This window comes from Acinetobacter sp. AOR43_HL, assembly GCF_027854635.1.
GTDB lineage: Bacteria > Pseudomonadota > Gammaproteobacteria > Pseudomonadales > Moraxellaceae > Acinetobacter > Acinetobacter pittii.
Genome location: NZ_JAKTHX010000027.1, coordinates 147,274 through 171,325, shown reverse-complemented (window position 1 = coordinate 171,325; position 24,052 = coordinate 147,274). Strand labels below are relative to the sequence as shown.

Here is a 24,052-nt window from a genome sequence, read left to right as displayed (position 1 = left end):
CATCTTTTGATATTAAATGATTCAATCCGTAAATCATTTAAGCAGTAACGTTATATGCGAGCAAGTATGCCAGCATGAAGGATAGAGAAGACGTTTTATGAGTGATGCGACTTTAATTGCCAACGATGCAAAAAACATTGTACAAGCGCATTTAGACCGTTTAGGTGAGCCAAAAGACAATCGCTTAAGTGAAGAAGCAAAACAACAAAAGTTTGCGCAGATCGAAGCAGAGCTCAAAAAACGTGATGCTGTCCTTGTTGCTCATTACTATTGCGACCCTGAAGTACAAGAACTTGCCGAAAAAACAGGTGGATGCGTTTCTGACTCTTTAGAAATGGCCCGTTTTGGAAGAGATCATGCAGCCTCAACACTGGTTGTTGCTGGGGTCAAATTTATGGGAGAAACAGCAAAAATTCTGTCTCCTGAAAAAACAATTTTAATGCCGACACTCGAAGCAACCTGTTCACTCGATTTGGGCTGTCCTGTCGATGAGTTCACGGCATTTTGTGATCAGCACCCTGACCATACCGTAGTTGTTTATGCCAACACATCGGCTGCTGTTAAAGCACGTGCCGATTGGGTCGTGACTTCGAGCTGTGCTGTTGAAATTGTTGAACATCTAGACAGCTTAGGCGAAAAAATTATTTGGGCGCCAGATCAGCACTTAGGTCGCTATATTCAAAAGAAAACTGGTGCAGATATGTTACTTTGGGATGGCGCATGTATTGTGCATGAAGAATTCCGTGCACGTGGTATTGCCAACATGAAAGCACTGTATCCAGACGCTGCTGTATTGGTACACCCAGAATCGCCAGAGTCGGTTGTAGAAATTGCAGATGCGGTAGGTAGTACTTCTCAACTCATTAAAGCTGCGCAGACTTTGCCAAACGAAAGACTTATTGTGGCAACTGACCGCGGTATTTTCTACAAAATGCAGCAAGCAGTACCCAATAAGATTTTAGTTGAAGCGCCAACAGCGGGTGAGGGGGCAACTTGTCGTTCATGTGCGCACTGTCCGTGGATGGCAATGAATGAACTTGACGGAATTTTAGAAGTTTTACAAAAAGGTGATCAGGAAATATACGTTGATCCAGCGCTTGCTGAACGTGCCAAAATGCCTTTAGATCGAATGTTAGCCTTTAGTGCATCGTTAAAACGTTAAAAAACCTCAAAATGCTTGTTAAATATACATTTGATAAGGATTTTTAACTTTTTTTGAGAATAGGTGTTGACGTCTGAGGGCGTCGCGCCTAGAATGCACACCGTACCGCACGATGTGCGATACAGCAAAAGCTGAGATAGATCGGAGCATAGCACAGCCTGGTAGTGCACCTGGTTTGGGACCAGGGGGTCGTAGGTTCGAATCCTACTGCTCCGACCACTTAAAATAATATTTTAAGATCGGCGAAGTATCGCATGATAAGCATCATCGGTTAAGCGCCTGTAGCTCAGTTGGATAGAGCATCCGCCTTCTAAGCGGATGGTCACAGGTTCGAATCCTGTCAGGCGCGCCATTTGGTAGCTTGGTACATAGAACTTATTTGATGGTGGATGTAGCTCAGTTGGTAGAGCCCTGGATTGTGATTCCAGTTGTCGCGGGTTCGAATCCCGTCATTCACCCCAATTTCGGAGCATAGCACAGCCTGGTAGTGCACCTGGTTTGGGACCAGGGGGTCGTAGGTTCGAATCCTACTGCTCCGACCATATTTAAAAGCGTTCAAGCTTTGAAAATATCCCGAATATTGAAAAGAATTTCTTCTAGTCTTACAGGTAGAAGGAATTTTTTTGTTTTTATATATTTAAATTTTAATTCATACACACTCCAATCTTTGAACTTCTTTATATAAGCTCTGTTCTCTGTTCTCTGTTCTCTGTTCTCTGTTCTCTGTTCTCTGTTCTCTGTTCTCTGTTCTCTGTTCTCTGTTCTCTGTTATTGATATTTCTGCCTTAACTCATCTTTTTCTTGTTCTGATAAAAATGCGATTTTAAGACCATTTTCTTGAGCTGTATAAATTTGCTCAGGGCTTAAACCTGCTAGTGGGGCAGCAGTTAAATATTCATGCTGTATTTCAATGCCTTCTACCGCAGGGTCATCTGTATTAATGGTAGCAAGTACGTCATGTTCTAAAAAAGTCTTTAATGGGTGCTCTGCTAAAGAAGGTACTGTATTAGTTTGAATGTTTGAGGTGAGACAAGATTCAATACCAATCTGGTGTTTTGCCAAATAATCTAAAAGTTTTAAATCTTGAACTGCTTTAACACCATGTCCAATTCGTTCAGCACCTAATTCTTCAATGGCTTGCCAAATACTTTCTGGACCAGCAGCTTCGCCTGCATGTACCGTAATGTGCCAACCCGCATCACGTGCTTTTTTAAAGTGATCAATAAATAAATTGCCCGGAAAACCAAGCTCATCTCCAGCGAGATCCAACGCATTAATATCATTTTTATGGGCAAGTAGGGCATTTAATTCTTTTTCGCAGGCTTCTTGACCAAAAGTACGGCTCATAATGCCAATTAGGTTCGCTTTTACGCCGTACGCCTGACTACCTTCTTTTACTCCAGCAATCACAGCTTCCACAACGCCCTCAAGGGGGAGTTGATGTGTCATTCCCATATAACCTGGTGAAAAACGCAGCTCTACATAATCTATGCCTTGCTGTGCTGCATCTTGCATGTTTTCAAAAGCAATACGTTTACAGGCATCTAGGCTCGCTAATACTTTTACACCCCAATCGAGCTTCGATAAAAAACTTAATAAGTCTGGTTGGTTATCCATCACTTGTACGTGGGGTCGTAAAGATTCAATGTCGTAAGCAGGTAAATCTAAATTGTATTGTTGCCCCAAGTCTAAAATGGTTTGAATGCGGATGTTGCCATCAAGGTGGCGGTGTATATCTGTAAGCGGGAGCGTTTTTGTAATCATAAATTTCTTCTTATCTGTTGCTATTAATTCATCATGCCTGTTTAGGACGGCTGATAAAAGTTTGGATTTGCTATGTTTTTGTGAAAAGCGTTGAGTTGAGTTTTTTGAACTTACTATATTTGTATAAGTTTTAATTTTGATGACATTGTTCTGGTCTAAGAAGACAACGCAGTCTGTGTAAGATACAAGCACCAAGATTTTTATTGTTTTTAATTTCGCTGAGCCTGTTTAGTTGACTCTTCAGGAGTGGATTGGCTGAAGAATGGTCATTGGTATTTTGCCTTTTACTTGTAAAGATGAATAAAGGCTTGCTAAAGACCAAACTGATAAAGCGATTAATTTATCTGTAGAAATCTATTTCTGGCAAGTAAATGAAAAAGAAGAAATAGGAAGCGCTCAAATGAAGTCGGTACTTTGTCATCAAGCAACATTGCAAGTCGTGGACCAACCGAACTTAATGCCTGCAAAAGGGCAGGTTTTATTGGAAGTGGTGCGATGTGGAATCTGCGGTTCAGATTTACATATGCAGCATCACTGCGACCACATGCATGATTTGGCTGCACGTGTCGGGTTTAATGGTTTAGCGAAGTCCACAGACCCGTTTGTACTAGGACATGACTTCTGCGGCAAGGTTTTAGACTACGGCCCAAAAACACGTCACAAATTTAAAGCCGATACACTTGTTTGTGCAATGCCTCTTTTAAATGTAGATCAGCACGGTTATTTGTCTACAGGGCTTTCTCCAAATGCTTCGGGTGGCTATGCCGAGCAAGTATTGGTTCAATCGAGCTTGATGTTTGAAGTACCCAATGGTCTAGATGCCGATAGTGCTGCTATGACTGAACCGATGGCGGTTGCATTGCATGCTGTGCGCCGTAGTCGTGTGAAAACTGGTGAACCTGCTATTGTGATTGGCTGTGGTCCCGTCGGGCTAGGTGTCATATTAATGCTTAAAGCAGCTGGGGTTAAAACCGTAGTTGCCAGTGACTTTTCTCCAAACCGTCGTAAGCTTGCCGAACAATGCGGTGCAGATATTGTGGTAGACCCGAAAGAGACATCGCCATTTGCTAACTGGAAAGAGTTTGGTTTACTGGGCAATGTATCAGATGCGATTAATATGGGTATGGGGCTGTTTGATAAGTTGCAAGCAACTCGCTTACCGTGGTGGCATGGATGGCGCATGATTGACAAATTAGGCGCTCTACCAAAACGTCCTGTTATTTTTGAGTGTGTAGGCGTACCGGGTGTTTTGCAGCAAATTATTGAAGGTGCACCTTTATTTTCCCGAATTGTTGGGGTGGGCGTGTGCATGCAAAGTGACAAAATAGAACCCGCACTTGCAATTAATAAAGAGTTAGAAATTCAGTTTGTGTTGGGCTATACACCGCTTGAGTTTAGAGATGCGCTACACATGATTGCAGAAGGGAAAGTGAACTGTTCACCACTGATTACGGGTGTTGTTGGCCTAGAAGGTGTAACTAATGCATTTGAAGCGTTACGTGATCCTGAACAGCATGCCAAAATCTTGATTGACCCAAAACGTAGCGGTTCAGATATTCAATTAATGAGTCATTAATTTCAAAGTCATTTATGCTCAACTAAAAAGGTTGTGATCTCACTAATCACAATCTTTTTTTATTTTTATAGATCGCAATATGTGGCACAAATCAAAGTTGCTGAGCTAATGCGTATTGGTCTTTAGTTGTTCTAGTTCTTGGTAAATCCACTCAACAAATTTTTGAATAGTCGGTGAGATGTCTTGGCTCGAATGAATAAGGTAATACTTTCGGCTACCTTTTAATTTTTTATTGGAAACAATCACCAGTTCCTTTTTTTGTAGTTCAGACTCAATCAACATTTGCGGAATTAGAGCCATTCCCATGTCATGACTGGCAGCAACCGCAAGCATTGAAAATAACTCATGGCGCTGTCCATCAAAAGGCTTCGGGTGTTGCATCTGATGGGTTAGAAACCATTCTTGCCAAATGCTAGGCCGAGTGGTTTGTTGAAGTAGGGGGGTTTTCAGTAAATCTTCAGAGCTTAAATCATAGGTATTTTCATTAATCATTACAGCATCTGGAAAATACTTTTCGATGAGTCTCGGCGAGCACACGGGTACAATTTCTTCATCCATTAAATAATGTGCTTGTATGCCGGGCCAGTGATCAATTTGCTGCTGCGTACCTGCAAAAATAGCAGCGTCAAAAATATTGTCATTAAATAAAAAGGGCTTGGTACTGGTTTCTAAGTGAACCGTAATTTCAGGGTGTTTTTGATTTAAAAGATGAAGCTTGGGTAACAACCAGCGCGTTGCAAAGGTAGGTACTACACCTAACTTTAGTGTGCCACCTAAACCTTTATGAGAAATCACATCGGCTGTACATTTCTCTAGTCCTAACAAGTAAGGTTTAATGCTTTTAAAATACTGCTGACCTGCAATGGTGAGTTCAACACCATGCCGAGTACGTATAAAGAGTTCAACGCCCAAGAAATCTTCTAACTGCTGAATTTGGCGCGAGACTGCACTTTGGGTAATACATAACTCTTGCGCAGCATAGGTATAACTTAGATGTTTTGCTGCACTTTCAAAGCAAATCAGGCCCTGAATGGATGGGATACTTCTTCGCATAAATAAATCCTTTTATTTGTCGTCATATTTCAAAACAGCATATGACCTAAATGCAGAGAGCAGAGTTTAGTATAAAAATAAGCCATTTTTAATGAAATACAACGAATTAAATATCTAAATTTAATGCATCTTATTTTAAATATGCGTAAGTCGCATATCTGCATGAACATTTATCGTTTGATTACTGCATTTTTCACGCATAACATCGAGTTAAATAAAGAAGATCAAATCAAGCAGAGGATGCGATGAATCACATGGTGACAACAAAAAAAGCAAAAGTTCAATTTAACTGGCAAGACCCATTTTTAATTGAGCAACAGCTTACCGAAGATGAGCGCATGATTCGTGATGCTGCTCATGCCTATTGCCAAGAACGTTTGCAACCCCGTGTACTTGAACAATTTCGTCATGAAACAACAGATCCATCTATTTTCCGTGAAATGGGAGAGCTCGGCTTACTGGGTCCAACCATTCCTGAGCAATATGGCGGCGCAGGTTTGAACTATGTGAGTTATGGTTTGGTTGCGCGTGAAATTGAATATGTCGATTCGGGTTACCGCTCTATGGCGAGTGTGCAAAGCTCATTGGTCATGGTTCCGATCCATGAATTTGGTACCGAAGAGCAAAAGCAGAAGTACTTACCTAAACTAGCTACGGGTGAATACATTGGTTGTTTCGGTTTGACCGAACCTGACCATGGTTCAGATCCGGGCAGTATGATTACACGTGCTAAAAAAGTTGACGGTGGTTACCGTTTAAGTGGCGCAAAAATGTGGATTACCAATAGTCCAATTGCCGATGTATTTGTCGTTTGGGCAAAAGAAGTTTCTGCTGAAGGTAATGTTGGCGATATTCGCGGCTTTATTTTAGAAAAGGGCTGGGAAGGTCTATCTGCACCTGCCATTCATGGCAAGGTCGGTTTACGTGCCTCAATTACAGGTGAAATTGTAATGGATAACGTTTTTGTACCTGAAGAAAATGCATTCCCTGAAATTCGAGGTTTAAAAGGTCCATTTACCTGTTTAAACAGTGCGCGTTATGGTATTGCATGGGGCGCGATGGGGGCTGCCGAGTTCTGCTGGCATACCGCACATCAATACACCATGGACCGTAAACAATTTGGTCGTCCGTTGGCTGCAAATCAGTTGATTCAAAAGAAACTCGCAGATATGCAAACTGAAATTGCATTAGGCTTGCAAGTAGCTTTACGTTTTGGCCGTATGAAAGATGAAGGCATTGCGTCAGTTGAAGGCACATCTCTAATTAAGCGTAATAACTGTGGAAAGGCGCTTGATATCGCTCGTATGGCGCGTGACATGATGGGTGGAAATGGGATTAGCGACGAGTTTGGCGTAGCACGTCATTTGGTTAACCTTGAAGTCGTAAATACCTATGAAGGCACACATGATGTTCATGCCTTGATTTTAGGTCGTGCACAAACAGGCATAGCCGCATTTAGTAACTAACTCATTCATTTTTAACAGATCGAGGTGTTCTTTCGAGAGCACCTTTAGGGATTTTTACGCAAAAATTTATGGAAAATGACAAGATTCATCGTAAGGATACTCATGTGAAGATGTACCTCTGTGTACTTAAAACTAAATGTAAGATGATGAAAAGTATAGAAGATTAAGTCATACAGAAAACATAAGTAAGCTACCGATGACTCATTTGGGAAAATGAGGAACTAAAGATGAACAATGACGTTCAAGTAATATCGAAAGAGTTAAGAACCACATTTCCAAATAACCTTGGAACATATGAAAAGATTGGCCCTCATACATGGAAATGGGCGTTGTTATTTGCCTATTTTGCAATGGTGGTCGATGGCATAGATATTATGCTGCTGTCTTATAGCTTGACCAGTTTAAAGGCAGAGTTTGGTTTAAGTACCTTTCAAGCGGGTGCCTTAGGCAGTGCTTCTTTGGCGGGTATGGGTATTGGCGGTATTTTGGGTGGTTGGGCATGTGATAAGTTTGGTCGCGTACGGACCATTGCCAACTCGGTAACCTTCTTTTCGGTAGCGACTTGTTTGTTAGGCTTTACGCAAAGCTTCGAGCAATTTATGGCTCTACGTTTTATTGGTGCTTTAGGAATCGGAGCACTCTATATGGCTTGTAATACCTTAATGGCTGAATATGTGCCAACCACGTACCGGACAACGGTCTTGGGCACGCTACAGACGGGTCAGACCGTAGGTTATATTGCAGCGACACTCTTAGCTGGCGCAATTATTCCAGATCATGGCTGGCGTGTTTTATTCTTCCTGACCGTGGTGCCTGCTTTTGTTAATATTTTCCTGCAACGATTTGTACCAGAGCCAAAATCTTGGCAGCTCACCAAAATTGAAAGCTTGCAAGGCAATAGACAACCTAAAGAAAGAGTGGTGGCTGAAAAGCCGAAAAGTGGCAGTATCTATAAGCAAATTTTTAATAATTTTAAGCACCGTAAGATGTTTTTGTTGTGGATGACCACAGCATTCTTCTTACAGTTTGGTTATTACGGCATTAACAACTGGATGCCAAGTTATTTAGAAACAGAAGTGCATATGAACTTTAAAAACTTAACCAGTTATATGGTGGGTTCATATACAGCAATGATTTTAGGCAAAATTTTAGCGGGTTATCTTGCAGATAAATTTAACCGCCGTGCTGTTTTTGTGTTTGGAACAATAGCCAGCGCCGTGTTCTTGCCAATCATTATTTTCTTCAATACCCCTGACAATATTTTGTATTTATTGATCACTTTTGGCTTCTTATACGGCATACCATACGGTGTGAACGCGACCTATATGGCTGAAAGTTTTTCAACCGATGTGCGCGGAACAGCCATTGGCGGTGCTTATAACATTGGTCGTGTCGGGGCTGCTATTGCACCAGCTACCATTGGTTTCTTAGCATCGGGTGGAACTTTTACCATGGCCTTTATTGTGATGGGCGCTGCGTATTTTGTTGCGGGTGTATTGCCGGGCTTATTTATTAAAGATCGTCAGTACGATCCACAAAGACAATCATAAACAATGAAAAGAAGGTGCGTTGAGTGCCTTCTAAAAGATAAGGGTATCGTTATGGGTGCATTACAAGGAATTCGGGTTTTAGATTTAAGTCGTGTGCTTGCGGGGCCTTGGTGTGGGCAAATCTTGGCAGACCTTGGCGCGGAAGTCATTAAAATTGAACGTCCTCGAGTAGGTGATGACACCCGTATGTGGGGTCCACCATGGATGCCCGATCAAGACGGAAACATGACCCGTGAATCTGGTTATTTTCAGTGTACGAATCGCAATAAATATTCAGTTGCGGTAGACATAACTACATCCGAAGGTCAGGCCTTAATTTATGAAATCGCCAAGACTGCGGATGTCGTCATTGAAAATTATAAGACAGGGTCTTTGGCTAAATATGGTTTGGACTACGCGTCATTAAGTGAGCTAAACCCAAATATTGTTTATTGCTCGATTACTGGTTTTGGACAAGATGGCCTACGTGCAGAAGAACCCGGTTATGATTTTATTATTCAGGGTATGTCCGGCTTAATGAGTATTACCGGCGAGCCTGATGATGTGGCAGGTGGTGGTGCGCAAAAGGTTGGCGTGGCTGTTGTAGATATTCAAACTGGATTGTATTCCACCATTGCCATTCAAGCTGCCTTGATTGCACGTTCGCACACAGGGCGTGGTCAGTATATTGATATGTCTTTGTTAGATGTACAGGTCGCGGCACTGGCAAATCAGGGAATGAACTATTTAGCTTCGGGTAAAGCCCCACAGCGCATGGGTAATCAACACCCAAGTATTGTGCCATATCAAACTTTTAAGGCTAAAGATAAAGAATTTATTATTGCTTGCGGTAACGACAAACAGTTTAAAGATTTGTGTATTGCGATTGGTTATTCAGAGCTACTCGAAAATGAAAAGTTTGTGCGCAACCAAGACCGTGTCAAATATCGAAATGAACTGATTCCTTTATTGTCGGAGCACTTTTTACAGAAAACTGCTAAAGAATGGGTCGACATGATTCACGCGCTTAAAGTACCCGTAGGTGTTATCAACTCTATTGAAGATGCTTTGGCTGAACCACAAATCGTCCATCGCAATTTGGTGGTCAATATTCCTCATCGTTTAAATGAAAACTTTCAAACGATTGGTTCACCAATCAAAATGTCTGATACTCCAGTTGAATATCATCATGCACCACCAGAGCTTGGTGAGCATACGGCTCAAATCTTATCCAGATTTAAAACAGCAGAAGAACTGGCTACGTTAAAAGAGAAAGGCATTATTGATGGGAAGATCGCTTAAGCTATTGCCGTTTTTAATGTGATTCAATTTAAATAAAACTGTGATTTGCCATAAATCACAGTTTTATTATTAAAAAATAAGACTCTTAATATTTAAAAATAAGCGGCAGTTCTGGTCTGAAATCATGAATCATTCCTTGAGGTTCATGATCAAAACTAATTTCCATTAAGTGTTCCGATCCATCAGTCACTTCAAAATCATCAAGTGTATTGAACAGTAACGAAGTAGGATGCTGCTCAAGGTTTGGAATAGAAACCTTAATCGCGGTGATCTCTGATAAATCTTTGCTATGCACAAGTGGTTGTTGTTTGTCTTTTACAGCAAGGTCTGGTCGTGAAGCAAATGAAAGGAAGAACCACATCGGTTCAGATACAACAGAGTCTTTGGCAACATTTACTTCTAAGCTGGCTGGTAAATAGCTTGGCTTGTAAACCCAATTAGGAAATTTTGCGCCGTTATCATCTTTATTTTTAGGTCTAAAGCAAATTCCAAAAGGGGATGCGATATTATCTTGAGCACTGAGTCGTTCAAAAAGCAGAGTTGGTTTGGTGAGATCGCTTGAGGCTTCTTCTGGATTATTTAAAAAGATTAACTCGATAAAACTGTTTTTAAAGAAAAAGCGTCTGTTTTCGGTACCTTGACCCGGGTGCTTGTTGGATGAACCTTCTGTTAGACCGAATTTTTTTAAAGTTTCAGCTTCGGGAGCGCCTGATTGTACACAAATAAAAATATGGTCCACTTCCATTTTAAGTTCTCATGCTAATGTTTATGAATATTAAATATTTGATTAATCGAATTTTTCATGTTTATCGCAAGTGTTTCATCGAAACCATCGACTAAAAAGCGGCTAATGAGTCCTTCAATCACCGTATAGATCAGCTCAGATAAAGCTTCACCATTTGGCATATTACAGTTTGCGGCTATGAGCTCTTTAATCCATTGTTTATGGGCTTTAGAAATAGAAATAATGTCTTGATCATCTTGGTTAGATTCTGCGACAGCTCTTACAAATAAACAGCCTTTAAAAAAATCTTGTCTAAACCAGTTAGTGTGCCAATCCAGAATCTTATTGATGGCTTCTAACCCTGTTGCATCTCCAACATAACCTAGAAGGCTTTGCTTAAACCGTTCATCACGTGCAACGAGCACAGACTTAACCAGTTGATTTTTATTTTTATAGTACGTGTACATGGTGGTTTTAGAGCAGCCAGATTCATCCCGAATCAGGTCAACACCAACCCCGACAAAACTATTTTCATTAAATAACTTCTCGGCTGTATCTAATATTTTTAAGGCAGATTTTGACATGTGTCTTTTCCAAAAAATAAAATAGTACAGATCTGTACTATTTGAAATTTTATCTATATGCTTTTTAAAAAGCAACTTCTGTCTCAGGAATAAAAATCATGTTCTCGATCTTTTATGGCAAAGAAAAACTGGCACCATCGCCCAATAAAATTGATATTTTAAGAAGTCTTGTTGGGGGGACGGTCAGTATTTTTATACTTCTGTGGCTGAGTAAGCTCACACATAATATCTTTATCATGGCGCCGTTTGGTGCGACCTGTGTATTGCTCTATACCGTGTCGCAGTCACCTTTGGCACAGCCGAGAAATATTATATTTGGACATCTTATTTCAGCTTTTGTAGGTTTGTTTTTTCTAAAATTTGTCGGCGTTTCCATTTTTACAATTGCTTTTTCCGTGGGCTGTGCCATTGCGCTCATGCAGGTTTTTAAATGTGTTCATCCACCTGCTGGAGCTAATCCTTTGGTTATTTTGCTCACCGCAAGCAGCATACATTACGAGTGGAGTTTCTTAATTTTCCCTGTTTTGGTCGGTGCAGTGTCTTTAGTTTTAGTGGCGATGCTCATTAATAATATTAAAGCGAGTACGAAGTGGCCAATGTATGGCTTGGGAATTTTAAATAGTAAAAAGTAGGAAAGGTATGAAGTGTTTTGAGCTTAAAAATAATGAAAGTATTCACTATGCCAAGATAGTGAATACTTTTGAATGAACTTATGACTTCTTCGAAATACGTTCTTCGATGGCAAATTTGAGTAAAGAAGCGTTGCGGTAAAAACCATGTGCGAACTTTCCAAATGGCATGGTAATAAAGAAGGTCATGACAGTGGCTAAATGGAAAATCAGTAAAAGTGCCATGTAAGGGGTGTTACGAAATGCCATAAGTGCTAGCCCTGAAGCACTAACGATAAGTAGAAGGAAAATAAAGCCTCGATCTACAGGTTTTTGCTCACGGTCACCATGCAACGGATGACGTTTAAGATTTAAATAGAGTAAGCCAGCAGGCCCGACAACTAAGCCAATTCCACCTAAAGTGCCTAAAATCACAGGCAAGCTTAGGTAAGGATAAGGTGCATGTAGGTCAAGAAAATAGTGATATAAAGTCGCTACACCTGTAGCTGCAAAGCAGAGCATAAAGCCATAAAAAGTTAGGTGATGGAACACACGGCGGATTTGTGTGTAACGGTCATCTTGCTCATTACAGCCTTTGCCATGTCCACCATCTAAATATTTAAGTGTTAATACGTTTTGGGTAGCTTGAACCAGATCGGGTTTCTCAACTTTGCCATGAATGACTTTAGAAGTTTGTCGCCAGAATTTGCTAATTCCAATGCCGAGTAAAACAATTGCAACTGTAAAGGTCGCTCCAAAAAGTAGGGCTAAAAAGTTATGCGGGAAAATCGCATAGAAATTACCTTGATAGCCTGCAAACAGGTCGGTGCCTTTGTACCACACTACGGCTAACATGCAAAAAAAGAAAATAAGTGTTAAAGCTGAGACAAAAGGAATACCCACAGATTTATAAAGTCGACCTAAAGGCTGCGGCGTAGCAAACTCTTGGTAAGTTTCTAAACGTACTTGTGCCATCGCTTTTGGAATGTTTACCCCAAACTCATGCGGTGGGGCATATTGGCAAGCGTGTAAACACGCACCACAGTTATGGCAAAGGTTTGCGAGGTAATGAATATCGGCTTGATTAAACTCAAGAAGTTTGGTCATGGCCGCAAATACAGCGCAAAAAGACTCACAGTAGCGACAAGCATTACAAATCTGTAGAGCTCTTTGAACTTCTTGCTCATGGTCAGAGAGCTGAACAACTGGAATTAGGGCTTTGCTATTAGCATTCATGTTCAACTCCTTGCGAAAGTGCATAGTGGGCGGCATTTTTTCCGGCAATTCGCCCAAATGTCGTTCCGATCGACATGCCGACACCTGCGGTATAGCCCTGACCAAGTACATTACCTGCCATCATTTCACCTGCGACAAATAGGTTGCGGCTTGGCTTATTGTTAAAACGCACAGCAGCATCGTCTTCTACTTTTAAGCCTAAATAGGTAAAGGTAATGCCGGGTTTAAGGGCATAGGCATAGAAGGGTGGTTGATCGAGAGGAACGGCCCAGTGGGTTTTGTTGGGAACAATATTTTCGGTGGTGCAGTCATCTAAAACAGTATGGTTAAAGGTGCCTTGCACACAGGCTTGATTAAATTCTTCTACGGTATGGCATAAGGTTTTGGCATCTAGCCCGATTTTTTCGGCTAATTCTTGAATGCTATTTGCTTTTACACCAGCAAATACAGGTGGCATAAAACGACCAATGGCTTTTGAATCAATAATCGAATAAGCAATTTGCTGTGGCTGTTTGGCAACAAGACGGCCCCAAATCGCATAACGTTTTGGCCAGAAATCTTCGCCTTCATCATAAAAACGTTCGGCTTTGTTATTGACCACAATTCCCAAGGAAACGCAGTCAATACGAGTACAAATACCACCGTCATATAACGGTGCGCGTGCATCTACGGCGACACAGTGCGATTGCGATGGGTCACCAATAATATCGGCACCTTGATCTATCATAAATTTAAGCAAGTTGCCTTGATTAAAGCGGGTACCACGAATAATGAAATTATCGGCAGGCCATTCGCCGTTTTCATTTTGTCCCCATGCTTCTCTTAGCCACTCCAAATTTGATTCAAAACCACCTGCGGCCAATACACAGCTTTTTGCTTTAAACACACGGCCATCTTCAGCAATTGCAGCTTCAAAATGTCCTTGATTTAACTTTAGATCTTTAATTTTTGTGTTGTATAAAATTTCGATACCAAGCTCTTGGGCACTACGGTAATACGCATTAATGAGGGCTTTACCACCACCCATAAAAAAAGCATTAGTACGTGCAACATGTAAAGCACCCGATAGTGGCGGCTGAAAATTCACCCCATGTTTACGCATCCAGTCGCGGCAGGTTGCAGTGCTACGAATGACCAGACGGGCTAAGTGCTCATTGGTTTTGCCTGCAGTCACTTTAAGTAGGTCTTGCCAATATTCTTCTTCGGGGTAGGCATCGACCAATACGTCTTGAGGAGCGTCATGCATGCAGCGAAGGTTACGAGTGTGTTGTGAGTTACCACCACGCCATTCTTTAGGTGCTGCTTCTATGACAAGCACAGACGCGCCACTTTCTTTTGCCGTGAGCGCGGCACACAGTGCGGCATTCCCACCACCAATTACAATCACATCATGCATGGATTTCTCCCTTTCTCAGCTAGGGCTAATGTAGCTTTAAAAGGAAAGATGAAGTGAGAGGCTAGTCTTGAATGGGTGTTTAGTAAAAATAAACACTAATGGCTTAAGTGTTTATGAGCTCCGCACCGGGCCAGCGTTTTTCATTAATCAAGTTAGTTACACAAGCGCGAATCACCACTTTCGTGGCTAAGGTGGCAGGCGAGAGTTCTTCTTCAGAAAGACTAATTAAATAGTTAATGCGTTCAATGGCAGGTTCTACAACACGCAGTAAACATAGGTCTTGCCGCGAGTTTAACGATGCACCCGCAGGTTGGATGGTTGCCATTTCAAGTTGGTTAATGCTTTCCATTAACAAATGCAGTCCATCAATTTCATATGCCACTTTAAGTTGGTGAATTTTCTGTTCGAGCAATAAACGCAGTCCATGTCGTTGACTTGGTAAAATCAGAGGAAGTTCTTTAAGCTGTGAATGATTAATGGTCTGAGTGTCTATACAGTTTTCAAGCCCGTACTGACTCAGCACTTCTTTAGGTGAGATTAAAAACATCTGTTCTTTGACTAAAGGTTGTATGGCCCACTGTGGGTCAACATCATCACTAAAGATGATGGCAACATCGAGCTGCCTTGCATTAACCAAGGCTTTGAGGTCACCCGATAAGCCTTCGATTAAACGGACTTTAATGTCGGGGTAACGATTTCTCATGAGTTTTAAAAAGTGCGTGCCAATAACTGCTGCAACACTCGGCGAAAAACCGACGGTGACGTGGCCACTTAAACGTGAGGAGTGCGCAGAGTCTACGGCATGGTCTAGGTGTCTAAGTGCCAGTTGCACTTGTTGAAAAAAAGCTAAGCCCGCAGGGGTGGGAACCGTACCCAAAGCGGTACGTTGTAAAAGGCGAATAGAAAGCTCGCTTTCTAATTTTGAGATTTGCTGGCTTAATGCAGAAGTTCCAATATCGAGATTTTTTGCAGCTTTACCCAAGCTTCCTGACTCGATCACTGCAATAAAATACTTTAATTGTTTGAGTTCCACGGCAAATACTACATTAACCTTTATGGATTAATTCTACACTGGTTTATTGCTATAGTTTTTGTTCTATTGCTTTGAGTAAACCACTAAAAGAGAAAAGGCAACACCACCTCAAGATGTTGCCTTTTAGAGCTTTTATTCTTTAACCTGCTCAAGACCCTGTTCTTCAATAATTTGTGTTGCTTGTGGCGATTTCACAAATTTAATTAACTCTTTTGCGACTTTTGCATGTTCCGAGTTTTTACCAATGCCTGCCGCAAATACCGTCACTTTTTGATAAGGTGCAGGGATTGGGCCGACTAATTCAACTTGACCATATTTGCCAGTAAAAGGTTTGATTTCACTAATTTGCTGGAAACCAATATCAAACTGGCCTTCGGCGATACGTTTTGCAACGCGGTCGCCTACCACTTTTTCTGCCTTACTCGAAATTACTTTGTACTCGACAGGCGGGAAGCTTGGGAAAACATCTTTTTCAAGATGCGTACCGCTCGCACTTGCTGAATAGCCGATGTGCTTGGCATTTAATAAAACTTTTTCAAATTTTTCTGCAGAACTAATATCTGGCTTTGGTGCACCTTTAGGCACAGCCATGCCGATGCTTGAATTGACTAAAGGACTTTGTGAATTGGGTTCTACATAACCCTTTTCTGCGAGCTTGTTGAGTTCAGGAGCAGCCAAGACCACCACGTCAAAACGTTCACCACGATCGAGTCGATTTGGAATTGCAGTTGGTGATGCACCCATTGATGAACCAGACGAGAGATGCACGGTATGGCCTGTTTGTTTTTCAAATAATGGAATGAGTTTTTCCATAGATGAATAAAAACCGCCTGAGCTAATCACTTCGATTGTATCTGCGTTAGCAAGAGTTGAGCCTAAGCTAGCACCAGCTAGGCAAATGGTCATGAAGATAGGGGACTTTTTCATAATATCTCGCTTTAATGACAGGAGAACACAGTACGGAGATTTAAGATCTGCCGTACTGTTCATTAAAATTTCAGGTTAAGTCGTTGTTGTTTTAAGCGCTAATTTTTGCAGGTTCAGCAATCGCGTCAGTATTTTTCTGTTTAGAACCGCGGCATAGATACAAGCTTGAGATGAGGCTACAGACCGCAGCAAGCATGAGCCAGAAAGCAGGGGTACTTGGGTTGCCTGTGTTTTCGACAAGGAAGGTACAAGCCATTGGTGTCATACCACCAAAAATAGCGGCTGCAAGGCTGAACGCTAAAGAGAAACCAACTGTACGTACACGTTTCGGCATCACTTCTGCAAGCGTTGCGACCATGGTTCCGTTGTACATACCAAAGAAGAACGAGAAGTAAGCAAGCGTAATTAGAAGGTTTGAGAAACTAATGTTGCTCACTAACCAACTTAAAACCGGATAACTTGTAAAGAGAGCAAGTGTGGTAATACCGACTAGTACTGGACGGCGACCAATTTTGTCTGAAAGCAAACCACCCATTGGTAACCAGAAGAAATTAGACAAACCAACAAACACTGTTGCTAAAAGGCTGTCTGTTACTGACATTTCTAAAGTACGTTTTGCATACACTGTGGTGTAAACCGTAATAAAGTAGAAAGTGGTGGTCGTCATTGCACTCATCATCATGCCTGCAAGTACGATGCGCCAGTTGCTCGCCAGTGTGCTAAAAATTTCTTTTGTTGAAGGATGGGTCTTTTGCGATTTAAAGTCTTCAGTTTCCTCTAAAGTACGACGGAACAAGAAGATTAAAGGAATAATCAAACAACCGATTAAGAACGGAATACGCCAGCCCCATTCACCTACTTGAGCCGTAGTTAAGATGGTGTTGAGCCAGTAGCCAAGTAATGCGGCAAACACAACAGCAACTTGTTGGCTGCCAGACTGCCAGCTTGTGATAAATCCTCGATTTTTATCCGTTGCAATCTCTGCTAGATAAATAGAAACACCGCCAGATTCAACACCTGCCGAGAAGCCTTGTAATAGACGTCCAATCACCACCAAAATCGGCGCAATAATACCTATGGTTTCATAACCTGGTACAAAGGTAATTAAGATGGTTCCGATGGCCATAAGACTTAAAGTAACAATAAGACCCTTACGTCGACCAACTCTGTCCACATAAGCGCCCAAGAAAATAGCGCCGAGAGGACGCATAAGAAAGCCCGCAGCAAATACGGTAAATGTCATCATTAAAGAGACATATTCATTTTCAGAGTGGAAAAATTTTGCCGCGATATAAGTGGCATAGAAACCAAAAAGAAAAAAGTCGTACTGCTCTAAAAAGTTGCCACTCGTTACATTTAATATTTTTTTTAAAGTAGCCCTACGGTTATTCACGACATCCATTGGAGACCTCCTTGGCCTGACAAAATGGAAACATTCACGATTTTCGAGGCTGGACCTAAATTGATTCAATCAATAAATCTAAAGAGCAAATGGGTTAGAAATGAGATTTAGCGAGGTCCTTTGCAGAAAATGTGATGCCTTGTTTCCAGTTCAAACTACACATCTATATTTCGACAAGCGGAAAACCACTTATCATTCGGACGAAAATGTAATCTCAAAAAGCAGGAGGGAGTGAGAGGGCAAAATTAATTAGGTATTTAATAAAATTAATGACTCTTTATAAAATAATTTCAGAACATGGCCAAATCTGGTTTTGAATCAAATCTTTCACGCAAGCCTTAATGGCTGACTTTGCGGCAAGTGCAGCAGGTGATAATTCTTCTTCGGCAAGGCTTACCAAGTAATTGATTCGTTCAACTTCAGGGTCTACTAACTTGAGTAATTGAAGCTTATGTTTGTACTCTTGTAGACAAGCGCTACCTGGGCGGACACTGGCAAGGTCGAGGTGAATTAGACTGTCCATAAGTAAGTGTAGGCCATCAATTTCATAGACGACATTAAGCTGACCAATCTTGTGCTCAAGCAACTTTCTTAAACTATGGCGCTGGCGTGGTAATACTAAAGGAAGGTCTCCAATTTGTTGAGACTGAATCACACCACTTTTGATGCAATCGGCAAGACCATATTCTTCTAGAACTTCCTTTCGTGCCATTAAATACATTTGCTCGCGTACCAAGGGTTGAATCGACCACTGTTTATCAATTTCATTGGTAAAAATAATGGCGATATCGAGCTGACGCGAGTTAATAGACTGAATTAGATTACCCGATAGCGTTTCCACAATTTCTAAACGAATATCTGGGTAACGTTCAGACATTAGTTTCATTAAAGGGATGCCAATCAAAGCAGTAATGGTCGGTGGAAAGCCAAGGCTGACATGTCCAGACAGTCGTGCAGAATGAGCAGCATCTACCGCGAAGTTCACTTGACGTAAAATAAGTTGAGAATGTTTTAAAAAGGCGAGACCTGCTGGAGTAGGGGTTACACCAAAGGCATTACGCTGTAATAGGCGAATGCTTAGCTCTTGTTCTAATTTACTAATTTGCTGGCTAATAGCAGAAGCACCCACATCAAGTTTTTGGGCGGCTTTACCAATACTACCTGCTTCAACCACAGTCAAAAAATACTTTATTTGTTTGATTTCCATAATAAATGTGTTCGCTCATCATCCTTGATTTAATTTGTACAGATATGAAGGATTGGGAAATCTATCATGTGCTTTAATATTAACAGCAATCCATAAAAAAGATCTTTAATTTGATATTCTAAAAACAATAAAAACGATCTTTTTCAACTTTAATATTAAAATTTCTCCTCTAACTTTTATTTATTATTACGATAAATTTACCCTTAAATTTTCAGTCTCTCCCATGCTCTTTTCTTAGAGTTTTAACCTATTTAATTTTACTAATGCCCCCTTTAATTTATTGGTATCACGATGTTTTCTTGATCTGTGCTTTAATCTTTTCAAATGAAAAAAGGAGCACATTAAATGCATGATGCATTAAAAAATATGATGGATTTTCAAATTATGAAGAAGAGTAACTGATTAAATAACTATTGGAAAAATATATGAGTATTTAGCTCATTTGATCAGAAGGGAAGATTGGGTAAACAGTTTTATTTATTTGAATATTAACGTTACCCATAGCATGGATATGCAAAAGACAACTCAATAGATTACGTTTTTACTATCTTATTGTTATTCATCAGTATTCTTTAACCGAAGCATTTTTAGATATTTCTGCAAAGGTTTTAATTCTCATTATAGATCTGGTGATTGTCCTAACTTTCCCTCTACTTAGCTATTTCTTTCAGTCGATTGATTCGTAATTTTTATAGTAACGCTGCATTACTGAAATTCGCTGTGAAAAAGCGCATTTCAAAACATAAGACCAAAACTAAAAACCAATAAGCATGATCGTGCCAAGGAGGTCGATTATGGAGATTGGTAAAAATCAAAATATGAATAGAGCAAAACGTTATAAGGATGTATGTAACATGAAAAATTTAACTTTACTCGCATTAACATGCGTCAGTGTGACAATAGCTGGGTGTGGTTCAGGAAATGCTTCTAAAGAGGCGGGGCAGCCAAAACGCCCAGAATGTATAGCACCAGCCAAGCCGGGTGGTGGGTTTGATATGACCTGTAAATTAATCCAATCTGGCTTTAAACAAACAGACCAGCTCAAAGATCCAATACGTGTAACCTATATGCCGGGTGGGGTAGGTGCCGTAGCCTATAACAAAATTGTAAACAGTGATCCTGCGAATAATAATGCCGTGGTTGCATTTTCCACTGGTTCACTCTTGAACTTAGCACAAGGAAAATTCGGACACTTCACTGAAAAAGATGTGAAATGGTTGTCTGGGGTCGCCGTCGATTATGGTTTGGTTTCGGTACATAAAGACTCACCATTGAAAAACCTTGATGACTTGATGAAAGCACTCCGAGAAAACCCAAAAGCACTTAGCTTTGGTGGTGCCGGAAGTGTGGGTGGTCAAGACTGGATGCAAACAGCAATGTTGGCAAAAAAAGCAGGTATTAGTCCTGCCGATTTAAGATTTGTTGCACTTGAAGGCGGTGGGGAAGTGCTGACTTCATTACTTGGGCAGCATATTCAAGTTGGGGTCGGCAATATTAGTGAAGTGAGTTCATACCTAGAGTCTGGTGATATTCGGGTATTGGCAGTTTTTGCTAACAAGCGTTTAGATGGGAAGTTCTCAAAATTACCTACTGCAAAAGAGCAAGGCTATGACATTGAGTGGCCGGTGATCCGTGGTTTCTATATGGGGCCAAAGGTCAGTGATGAAGCTTATGGTTGGTGGAAAAATGCCTTCGATAAAATGATGGCTAACCAGAAATTTGACGCAGTCCGTGAAAATCAGGATCTACTCCCATTTCAGCTGACAGGTGAAGAACTCAAAGCTTATGTTTATAAACAGACCGCGGAAATGCGGCAGTTATCGCAAGAATATAAATTATCACAATAACAAATCGACTGGGTTGAGAAGCTATTTTTCAGCTCAGTTTTTTTCTGAGGATAGATGATGAAATCTGAACGGATTCTTACCGCCATTATTACGGTTTGTGGGTTATTTTTGTTGATTTATGCGAGCAATTTTGAAGCCCCAATTTCCTACGATCCAGTGGGTCCTAAAGCTTTTCCTATTTTATTAATGGGCTTAATTACAGCGAGTGCAGCGTATCTCACTATTCGACCGGCCATTATGTTTGAACCCGTGGAATTGGGATGGACAAAACATCTAGTCGTTAAGTTAGCGTTATGTGCGGTGGCTTTAACGCTATATGCATTAGTTTTTGAATGGCTCGGCTTTATTGTTGCAACCCTATTAATGACCATTGCAGTGGGCAAACTTTTCCATGGCAAAACCATACCGGTTTTGGTGACAGGTTTGGTACTTAGCATGAGTACCTACTATATGTTTGACCGTTTCTTGGATGTGCCATTACCACTTGGATTTTTTGGTTAAGGATGACCCGATATGGATGTATTAAGTTTTTTAATGATGGGGTTTGAGGTTGCTTTACAACCACAGAATCTTTTAATTGCTTTGATTGGCGCATTTATTGGAACGATTGTTGGCTTATTACCGGGTTTAGGTCCAATTAATGGTGTGGCAATTTTATTGCCGTTTGCTTACGCTTTAGGTTTACCTGTAGATAGCGCCTTGATTTTATTGGCAGCAGTGTATTTGGGGTGTGAATATGGCGGACGTATTTCAGCGATTCTGTTAAACGTACCCGGAGATGCTGGAGCCATTATGACCACGTTAGATGGTTATCCATTGGCACAGCAAGGTAAGGCAGGAATTGCATTGTCTTTGTCATCGGTCAGTTCCTTTGTTGGAAGTACTGTTGCCTTTATTGGGATTGTATTGTTTGCACCTATATTGGCGAAATGGGCAATTGCATTTGGTCCTGCTGAATATTTTGCTTTGATGGTCTTTGCAATTGTTTGTTTAACTGGTCTGGTCAGTACGCAGCCTTTTAAAACCTTAATTATGGCACTCATGGGCCTAGCACTTTCAACTGTGGGAATGGATGCAATTACAGGTGTATATCGCTTTACCTTTAACAGTGTGGGTTTAAGTGACGGTATTGCTTTTACTACTTTGGTTATTGGCCTATTTAGTGTAAGCGAAATCCTATTAATGCTCGAACGTACGACAATTGGTCAAGTTGCCTTAAAACAAGGAAAGCGTTCTCTTTTTAATCTTAAAGAGTTCTTTTTCTCGTTGGTTGCTATTATCCGCAGTTCAGTGATTGGTTTCTTCTTGGGTATTCTTCCAGGAGCAGGTGCAACCGTTGCAAGTGCGATGGCCTATACCACTGAACGAAAAATGGCAAAAGATAGTAGCAAGTTTGGTAAAGGTGACTTACGTGGGCTTGCTGCACCAGAAAGTGCGAATAACGCAGCCGCTTGTGGTTCATTTGTACCTATGTTGACACTCGGTGTGCCGGGCTCGGGGACGACTGCGGTCATGATGGGCGCGTTGCTTATGTACAATATTGCACCAGGTCCGCAGTTATTTGTTCAACAACCTGTATTGGTGTGGTCGCTGATTGCATCGCTTATGGTAGGTAATATCATTCTGTTGGTATTAAACTTGCCATTGGTAGGCTTCTTTGCCCGCATGCTGAGTATTCCTAATTACATTCTGATTCCGATCATCGCAAGTGTGAGTTTTGTTGGTGTGTATGCTATTCATAGCAATATCTTTGACTTGCTGTTATGTATGGGCTTAGGTGTATGTGGATATATTCTCAGAAAATTTGATTTTCCCTTAGCTCCACTGATTCTTGGTTTTGTACTTGGCGAATTAATGGAATCGAATCTGCGCCGTGCACTTTCAATTTCTCAAGGGGAACTTGATGTCTTATGGAGCAGTAACATTAGTATAGGACTTTGGATCATGTCAGGATTATTATTGATCTTGCCAATCGTTCGTAAATACTTGTTTATCAAAAAACAGCAAGCTTAATAGGACAGCAATAGTAGTCAGCATTGGTTGGCTATTATTGCTCTGAATTATGGAAAAAATAAGCTCAAATCTCAAAGGATTAGCAATTGCTCTGGTCGGAGCTTTAATTGCCAAATATTTGCATATTCCCTTGCCTTGGTTGCTTGGACCTTTATTGACGGCCTTATTGTTCGGTAGTGTTGGTCATTCACTTGCCTGTGATCCCCAGTGGCGACGCATAGGGCAGGTCATTATTGGTATGGCTTTAGGCCTATACTTTTCACCAGCTTTGGTACAGGCAGTGGCAGCATATTGGGGCTTTATCCTCATAGGTTTGGCATGGTCACTTGTGTTGGGTACATTGCTGGCTGGATTGCAATATCGAGTTAATACTTTGGATTGGGCTACTGCATGGTTTTCTTCGGCCATTGGTAGTGCCAGTGAAATGGTGAATATTGCAGAGCGCTACCAAGCTCAAGTCGATAAAGTCGTTGCCGCTCATAGCCTAAGAATTGTGATTTTGGTTGTGCTGGTTCCAATTTTTATGGAGCTTTATTTTCATGTCGAATGGACTGGTTTAAAGATACCAGTGTCGGATCAATTTAACTTTTTTCAGGTCATCTTACTGTTTTGTCTAGCTCTGTTTGTGGGTAAGGTTTTTCAATTCTTTAATCTTTTGAATGCTTGGATTTTGGGGCCACTTGCCATTATTGGGTTATTGTCATTTTGTGGAATACTTCAGATGAAATTGCCTGAATGGTTTACTGCCTTTGGTCAAGTCTGTATTGGTTGGTCATTAGGTAGCAAGTTTCCATTTAGCTTTTTAAGGAAAAATAAAAAATTTATTGGAATCACACTGATATTCAATTTACTAGCTTTAGTGCTATCAATAAGCGTTGCTTTATTACTGGTTAATTTAAGTCATACAGAAAAACAAATCTTGATTTTAGGCCTTTCACCCGGAGGTATTGCAGAAATGTCACTGATGGCTAAAGCTCTCGGACTCGCAGTACCGATCGTCGTTTCCTTTCAACTCTCAAGATTAATTTTCGTAATTCTCACTACACGCTTTTTTTATCAATACAGTTTGCAATGGTTTTTTAAATCTAAAAAGTAAGAGCTTTTTTAATATAAAAACTTTGTTGTGCTTACCGTTATACAAACCATAACTTTCCAATATGGCATCTACGGTCAAATCATTGGCGTTTGGAGCTAAGCAGAAGCATTCAAATCTACATAAAGTG

20 protein-coding genes and 4 tRNA genes are annotated in these 24,052 nt (G+C 40.9%); 14 read left to right on the top strand and 10 right to left on the bottom strand.

The genetic code is table 11. The annotated features are described in order from the left end of the window. The first annotated feature begins 97 nt into the window (after nt 1-97). The 5 genes from nadA (at nt 98) to MKL33_RS11025 (ending at nt 1,704) form a co-directional block, all read left to right on the top strand. A complete protein-coding gene (gene nadA, locus MKL33_RS11045; RefSeq protein ID WP_032004336.1) occupies nt 98-1,162 on the top strand; it encodes a quinolinate synthase NadA in 1,065 nt (354 codons plus the stop codon). A gap of 142 nt (nt 1,163-1,304) precedes the next feature. Then, a tRNA-Pro gene (locus MKL33_RS11040) sits at nt 1,305-1,381 on the top strand. A gap of 56 nt (nt 1,382-1,437) precedes the next feature. Further along, nucleotides 1,438-1,514 (top strand) — tRNA-Arg (locus tag MKL33_RS11035). 33 nt (nt 1,515-1,547) lie between these two features. Then, nucleotides 1,548-1,623: transfer RNA gene (locus MKL33_RS11030), tRNA-His, on the top strand. A gap of 4 nt (nt 1,624-1,627) precedes the next feature. Then, nucleotides 1,628-1,704: transfer RNA gene (locus MKL33_RS11025), tRNA-Pro, on the top strand. A gap of 226 nt (nt 1,705-1,930) precedes the next feature. Here MKL33_RS11025 and add read toward each other — a convergent pair. Beyond that, nucleotides 1,931-2,926 (bottom strand): adenosine deaminase, encoded by a 996-nt coding sequence (add, locus tag MKL33_RS11020; protein ID WP_270906954.1) that lies wholly within the window; start codon nt 2,924-2,926, stop codon nt 1,931-1,933. Between the two features lie 400 nt (nt 2,927-3,326). On the opposite strand from add, the gene MKL33_RS11015 reads away from it, so the two are divergent. After that, entirely contained in the window at nt 3,327-4,502 is a 1,176-nt protein-coding gene (locus MKL33_RS11015) for a zinc-binding dehydrogenase (RefSeq protein WP_270906953.1), read from the top strand. 105 nt (nt 4,503-4,607) lie between these two features. Here MKL33_RS11015 and MKL33_RS11010 read toward each other — a convergent pair whose 3' ends face one another. Beyond that, a complete protein-coding gene (locus MKL33_RS11010) occupies nt 4,608-5,555 on the bottom strand; it encodes a LysR substrate-binding domain-containing protein (protein ID WP_270906952.1) in 948 nt (315 codons plus the stop codon). A gap of 245 nt (nt 5,556-5,800) precedes the next feature. Here MKL33_RS11010 and MKL33_RS11005 point away from each other — a divergent pair, with 245 nt between their 5' ends. From MKL33_RS11005 to MKL33_RS10995, 3 genes are all read left to right on the top strand, one after another. After that, a complete protein-coding gene (locus tag MKL33_RS11005) occupies nt 5,801-7,021 on the top strand; it encodes an acyl-CoA dehydrogenase (protein WP_005071193.1) in 1,221 nt (406 codons plus the stop codon). 227 nt (nt 7,022-7,248) lie between these two features. Further along, a complete protein-coding gene (locus MKL33_RS11000) occupies nt 7,249-8,571 on the top strand; it encodes an MFS transporter (protein ID WP_270906951.1) in 1,323 nt (440 codons plus the stop codon). 51 nt (nt 8,572-8,622) lie between these two features. Continuing rightward, nucleotides 8,623-9,852 carry a CaiB/BaiF CoA transferase family protein gene (locus tag MKL33_RS10995; RefSeq protein WP_270906950.1) on the top strand — a complete coding sequence of 410 codons (1,230 nt, stop codon included), beginning with the start codon at nt 8,623-8,625 and terminating at the stop codon, nt 9,850-9,852. Nucleotides 9,853-9,937: 85 nt separating this feature from the next. On the opposite strand, the gene MKL33_RS10990 is transcribed toward MKL33_RS10995, so the two are convergent. Together MKL33_RS10990 and MKL33_RS10985 are read right to left on the bottom strand one after the other, a co-directional pair. Continuing rightward, nucleotides 9,938-10,597 carry a VOC family protein gene (locus MKL33_RS10990; protein WP_270906949.1) on the bottom strand — a complete coding sequence of 220 codons (660 nt, stop codon included), beginning with the start codon at nt 10,595-10,597 and terminating at the stop codon, nt 9,938-9,940. Between the two features lie 14 nt (nt 10,598-10,611). Further along, nucleotides 10,612-11,160, bottom strand: a complete 549-nt coding sequence (locus MKL33_RS10985; protein ID WP_270906948.1) for a TetR/AcrR family transcriptional regulator — start codon at nt 11,158-11,160, stop codon at nt 10,612-10,614. A gap of 98 nt (nt 11,161-11,258) precedes the next feature. On the opposite strand from MKL33_RS10985, the gene MKL33_RS10980 reads away from it, so the two are divergent. Continuing rightward, the gene (locus MKL33_RS10980; protein WP_068557111.1) at nt 11,259-11,792 is read left to right on the top strand and encodes an HPP family protein; all 534 of its coding nucleotides are present in this window, start codon (nt 11,259-11,261) and stop codon (nt 11,790-11,792) included. Nucleotides 11,793-11,870: 78 nt separating this feature from the next. Here MKL33_RS10980 and tcuB read toward each other — a convergent pair whose 3' ends face one another. From tcuB to MKL33_RS10950, 6 genes are all read right to left on the bottom strand, one after another. Then, nucleotides 11,871-13,004: a tricarballylate utilization 4Fe-4S protein TcuB gene (tcuB, locus tag MKL33_RS10975; protein ID WP_270906947.1), complete on the bottom strand. Its 1,134-nt coding sequence runs from the start codon at nt 13,002-13,004 to the stop codon at nt 11,871-11,873. Further along, a complete protein-coding gene (gene tcuA / locus MKL33_RS10970) occupies nt 12,994-14,400 on the bottom strand; it encodes an FAD-dependent tricarballylate dehydrogenase TcuA (RefSeq protein WP_000543960.1) in 1,407 nt (468 codons plus the stop codon). The genes tcuB and tcuA overlap by 11 nt, the downstream gene beginning before the upstream one ends. Before the next feature lie 103 nt (nt 14,401-14,503). Continuing rightward, nucleotides 14,504-15,433, bottom strand: coding sequence for a LysR family transcriptional regulator (locus tag MKL33_RS10965; protein ID WP_126645699.1), 930 nt, complete (start codon nt 15,431-15,433; stop codon nt 14,504-14,506). Nucleotides 15,434-15,565: 132 nt separating this feature from the next. Beyond that, complete coding sequence (locus tag MKL33_RS10960) at nt 15,566-16,360, bottom strand: substrate-binding domain-containing protein (RefSeq protein WP_270906946.1); 795 nt, start codon at nt 16,358-16,360, stop codon at nt 15,566-15,568. A 91-nt stretch (nt 16,361-16,451) separates the two neighbouring features. Further along, on the bottom strand, nt 16,452-17,762 hold the full coding sequence (locus MKL33_RS10955; RefSeq protein WP_270906945.1) for an MFS transporter: 1,311 nt from the start codon (nt 17,760-17,762) through the stop codon (nt 16,452-16,454). Nucleotides 17,763-18,039: 277 nt separating this feature from the next. Further along, nucleotides 18,040-18,969, bottom strand: a complete 930-nt coding sequence (locus tag MKL33_RS10950) for a LysR family transcriptional regulator (RefSeq protein ID WP_005071169.1) — start codon at nt 18,967-18,969, stop codon at nt 18,040-18,042. A 794-nt stretch (nt 18,970-19,763) separates the two neighbouring features. Here MKL33_RS10950 and MKL33_RS10945 point away from each other — a divergent pair. From MKL33_RS10945 to MKL33_RS10930, 4 genes are read left to right on the top strand one after another with little or no spacing between them, the layout of a single operon-like run. Then, a complete protein-coding gene (locus MKL33_RS10945) occupies nt 19,764-20,816 on the top strand; it encodes a Bug family tripartite tricarboxylate transporter substrate binding protein (protein ID WP_017387502.1) in 1,053 nt (350 codons plus the stop codon). Nucleotides 20,817-20,870: 54 nt separating this feature from the next. Then, on the top strand, nt 20,871-21,317 hold the full coding sequence (locus MKL33_RS10940; RefSeq protein WP_005803309.1) for a tripartite tricarboxylate transporter TctB family protein: 447 nt from the start codon (nt 20,871-20,873) through the stop codon (nt 21,315-21,317). Between the two features lie 12 nt (nt 21,318-21,329). Further along, nucleotides 21,330-22,829 (top strand): tripartite tricarboxylate transporter permease, encoded by a 1,500-nt coding sequence (locus MKL33_RS10935; RefSeq protein WP_000382837.1) that lies wholly within the window; start codon nt 21,330-21,332, stop codon nt 22,827-22,829. Between the two features lie 49 nt (nt 22,830-22,878). Beyond that, a complete protein-coding gene (locus MKL33_RS10930; protein WP_161283008.1) occupies nt 22,879-23,925 on the top strand; it encodes an AbrB family transcriptional regulator in 1,047 nt (348 codons plus the stop codon). Nucleotides 23,926-24,052: the final 127 nt, after the last annotated feature.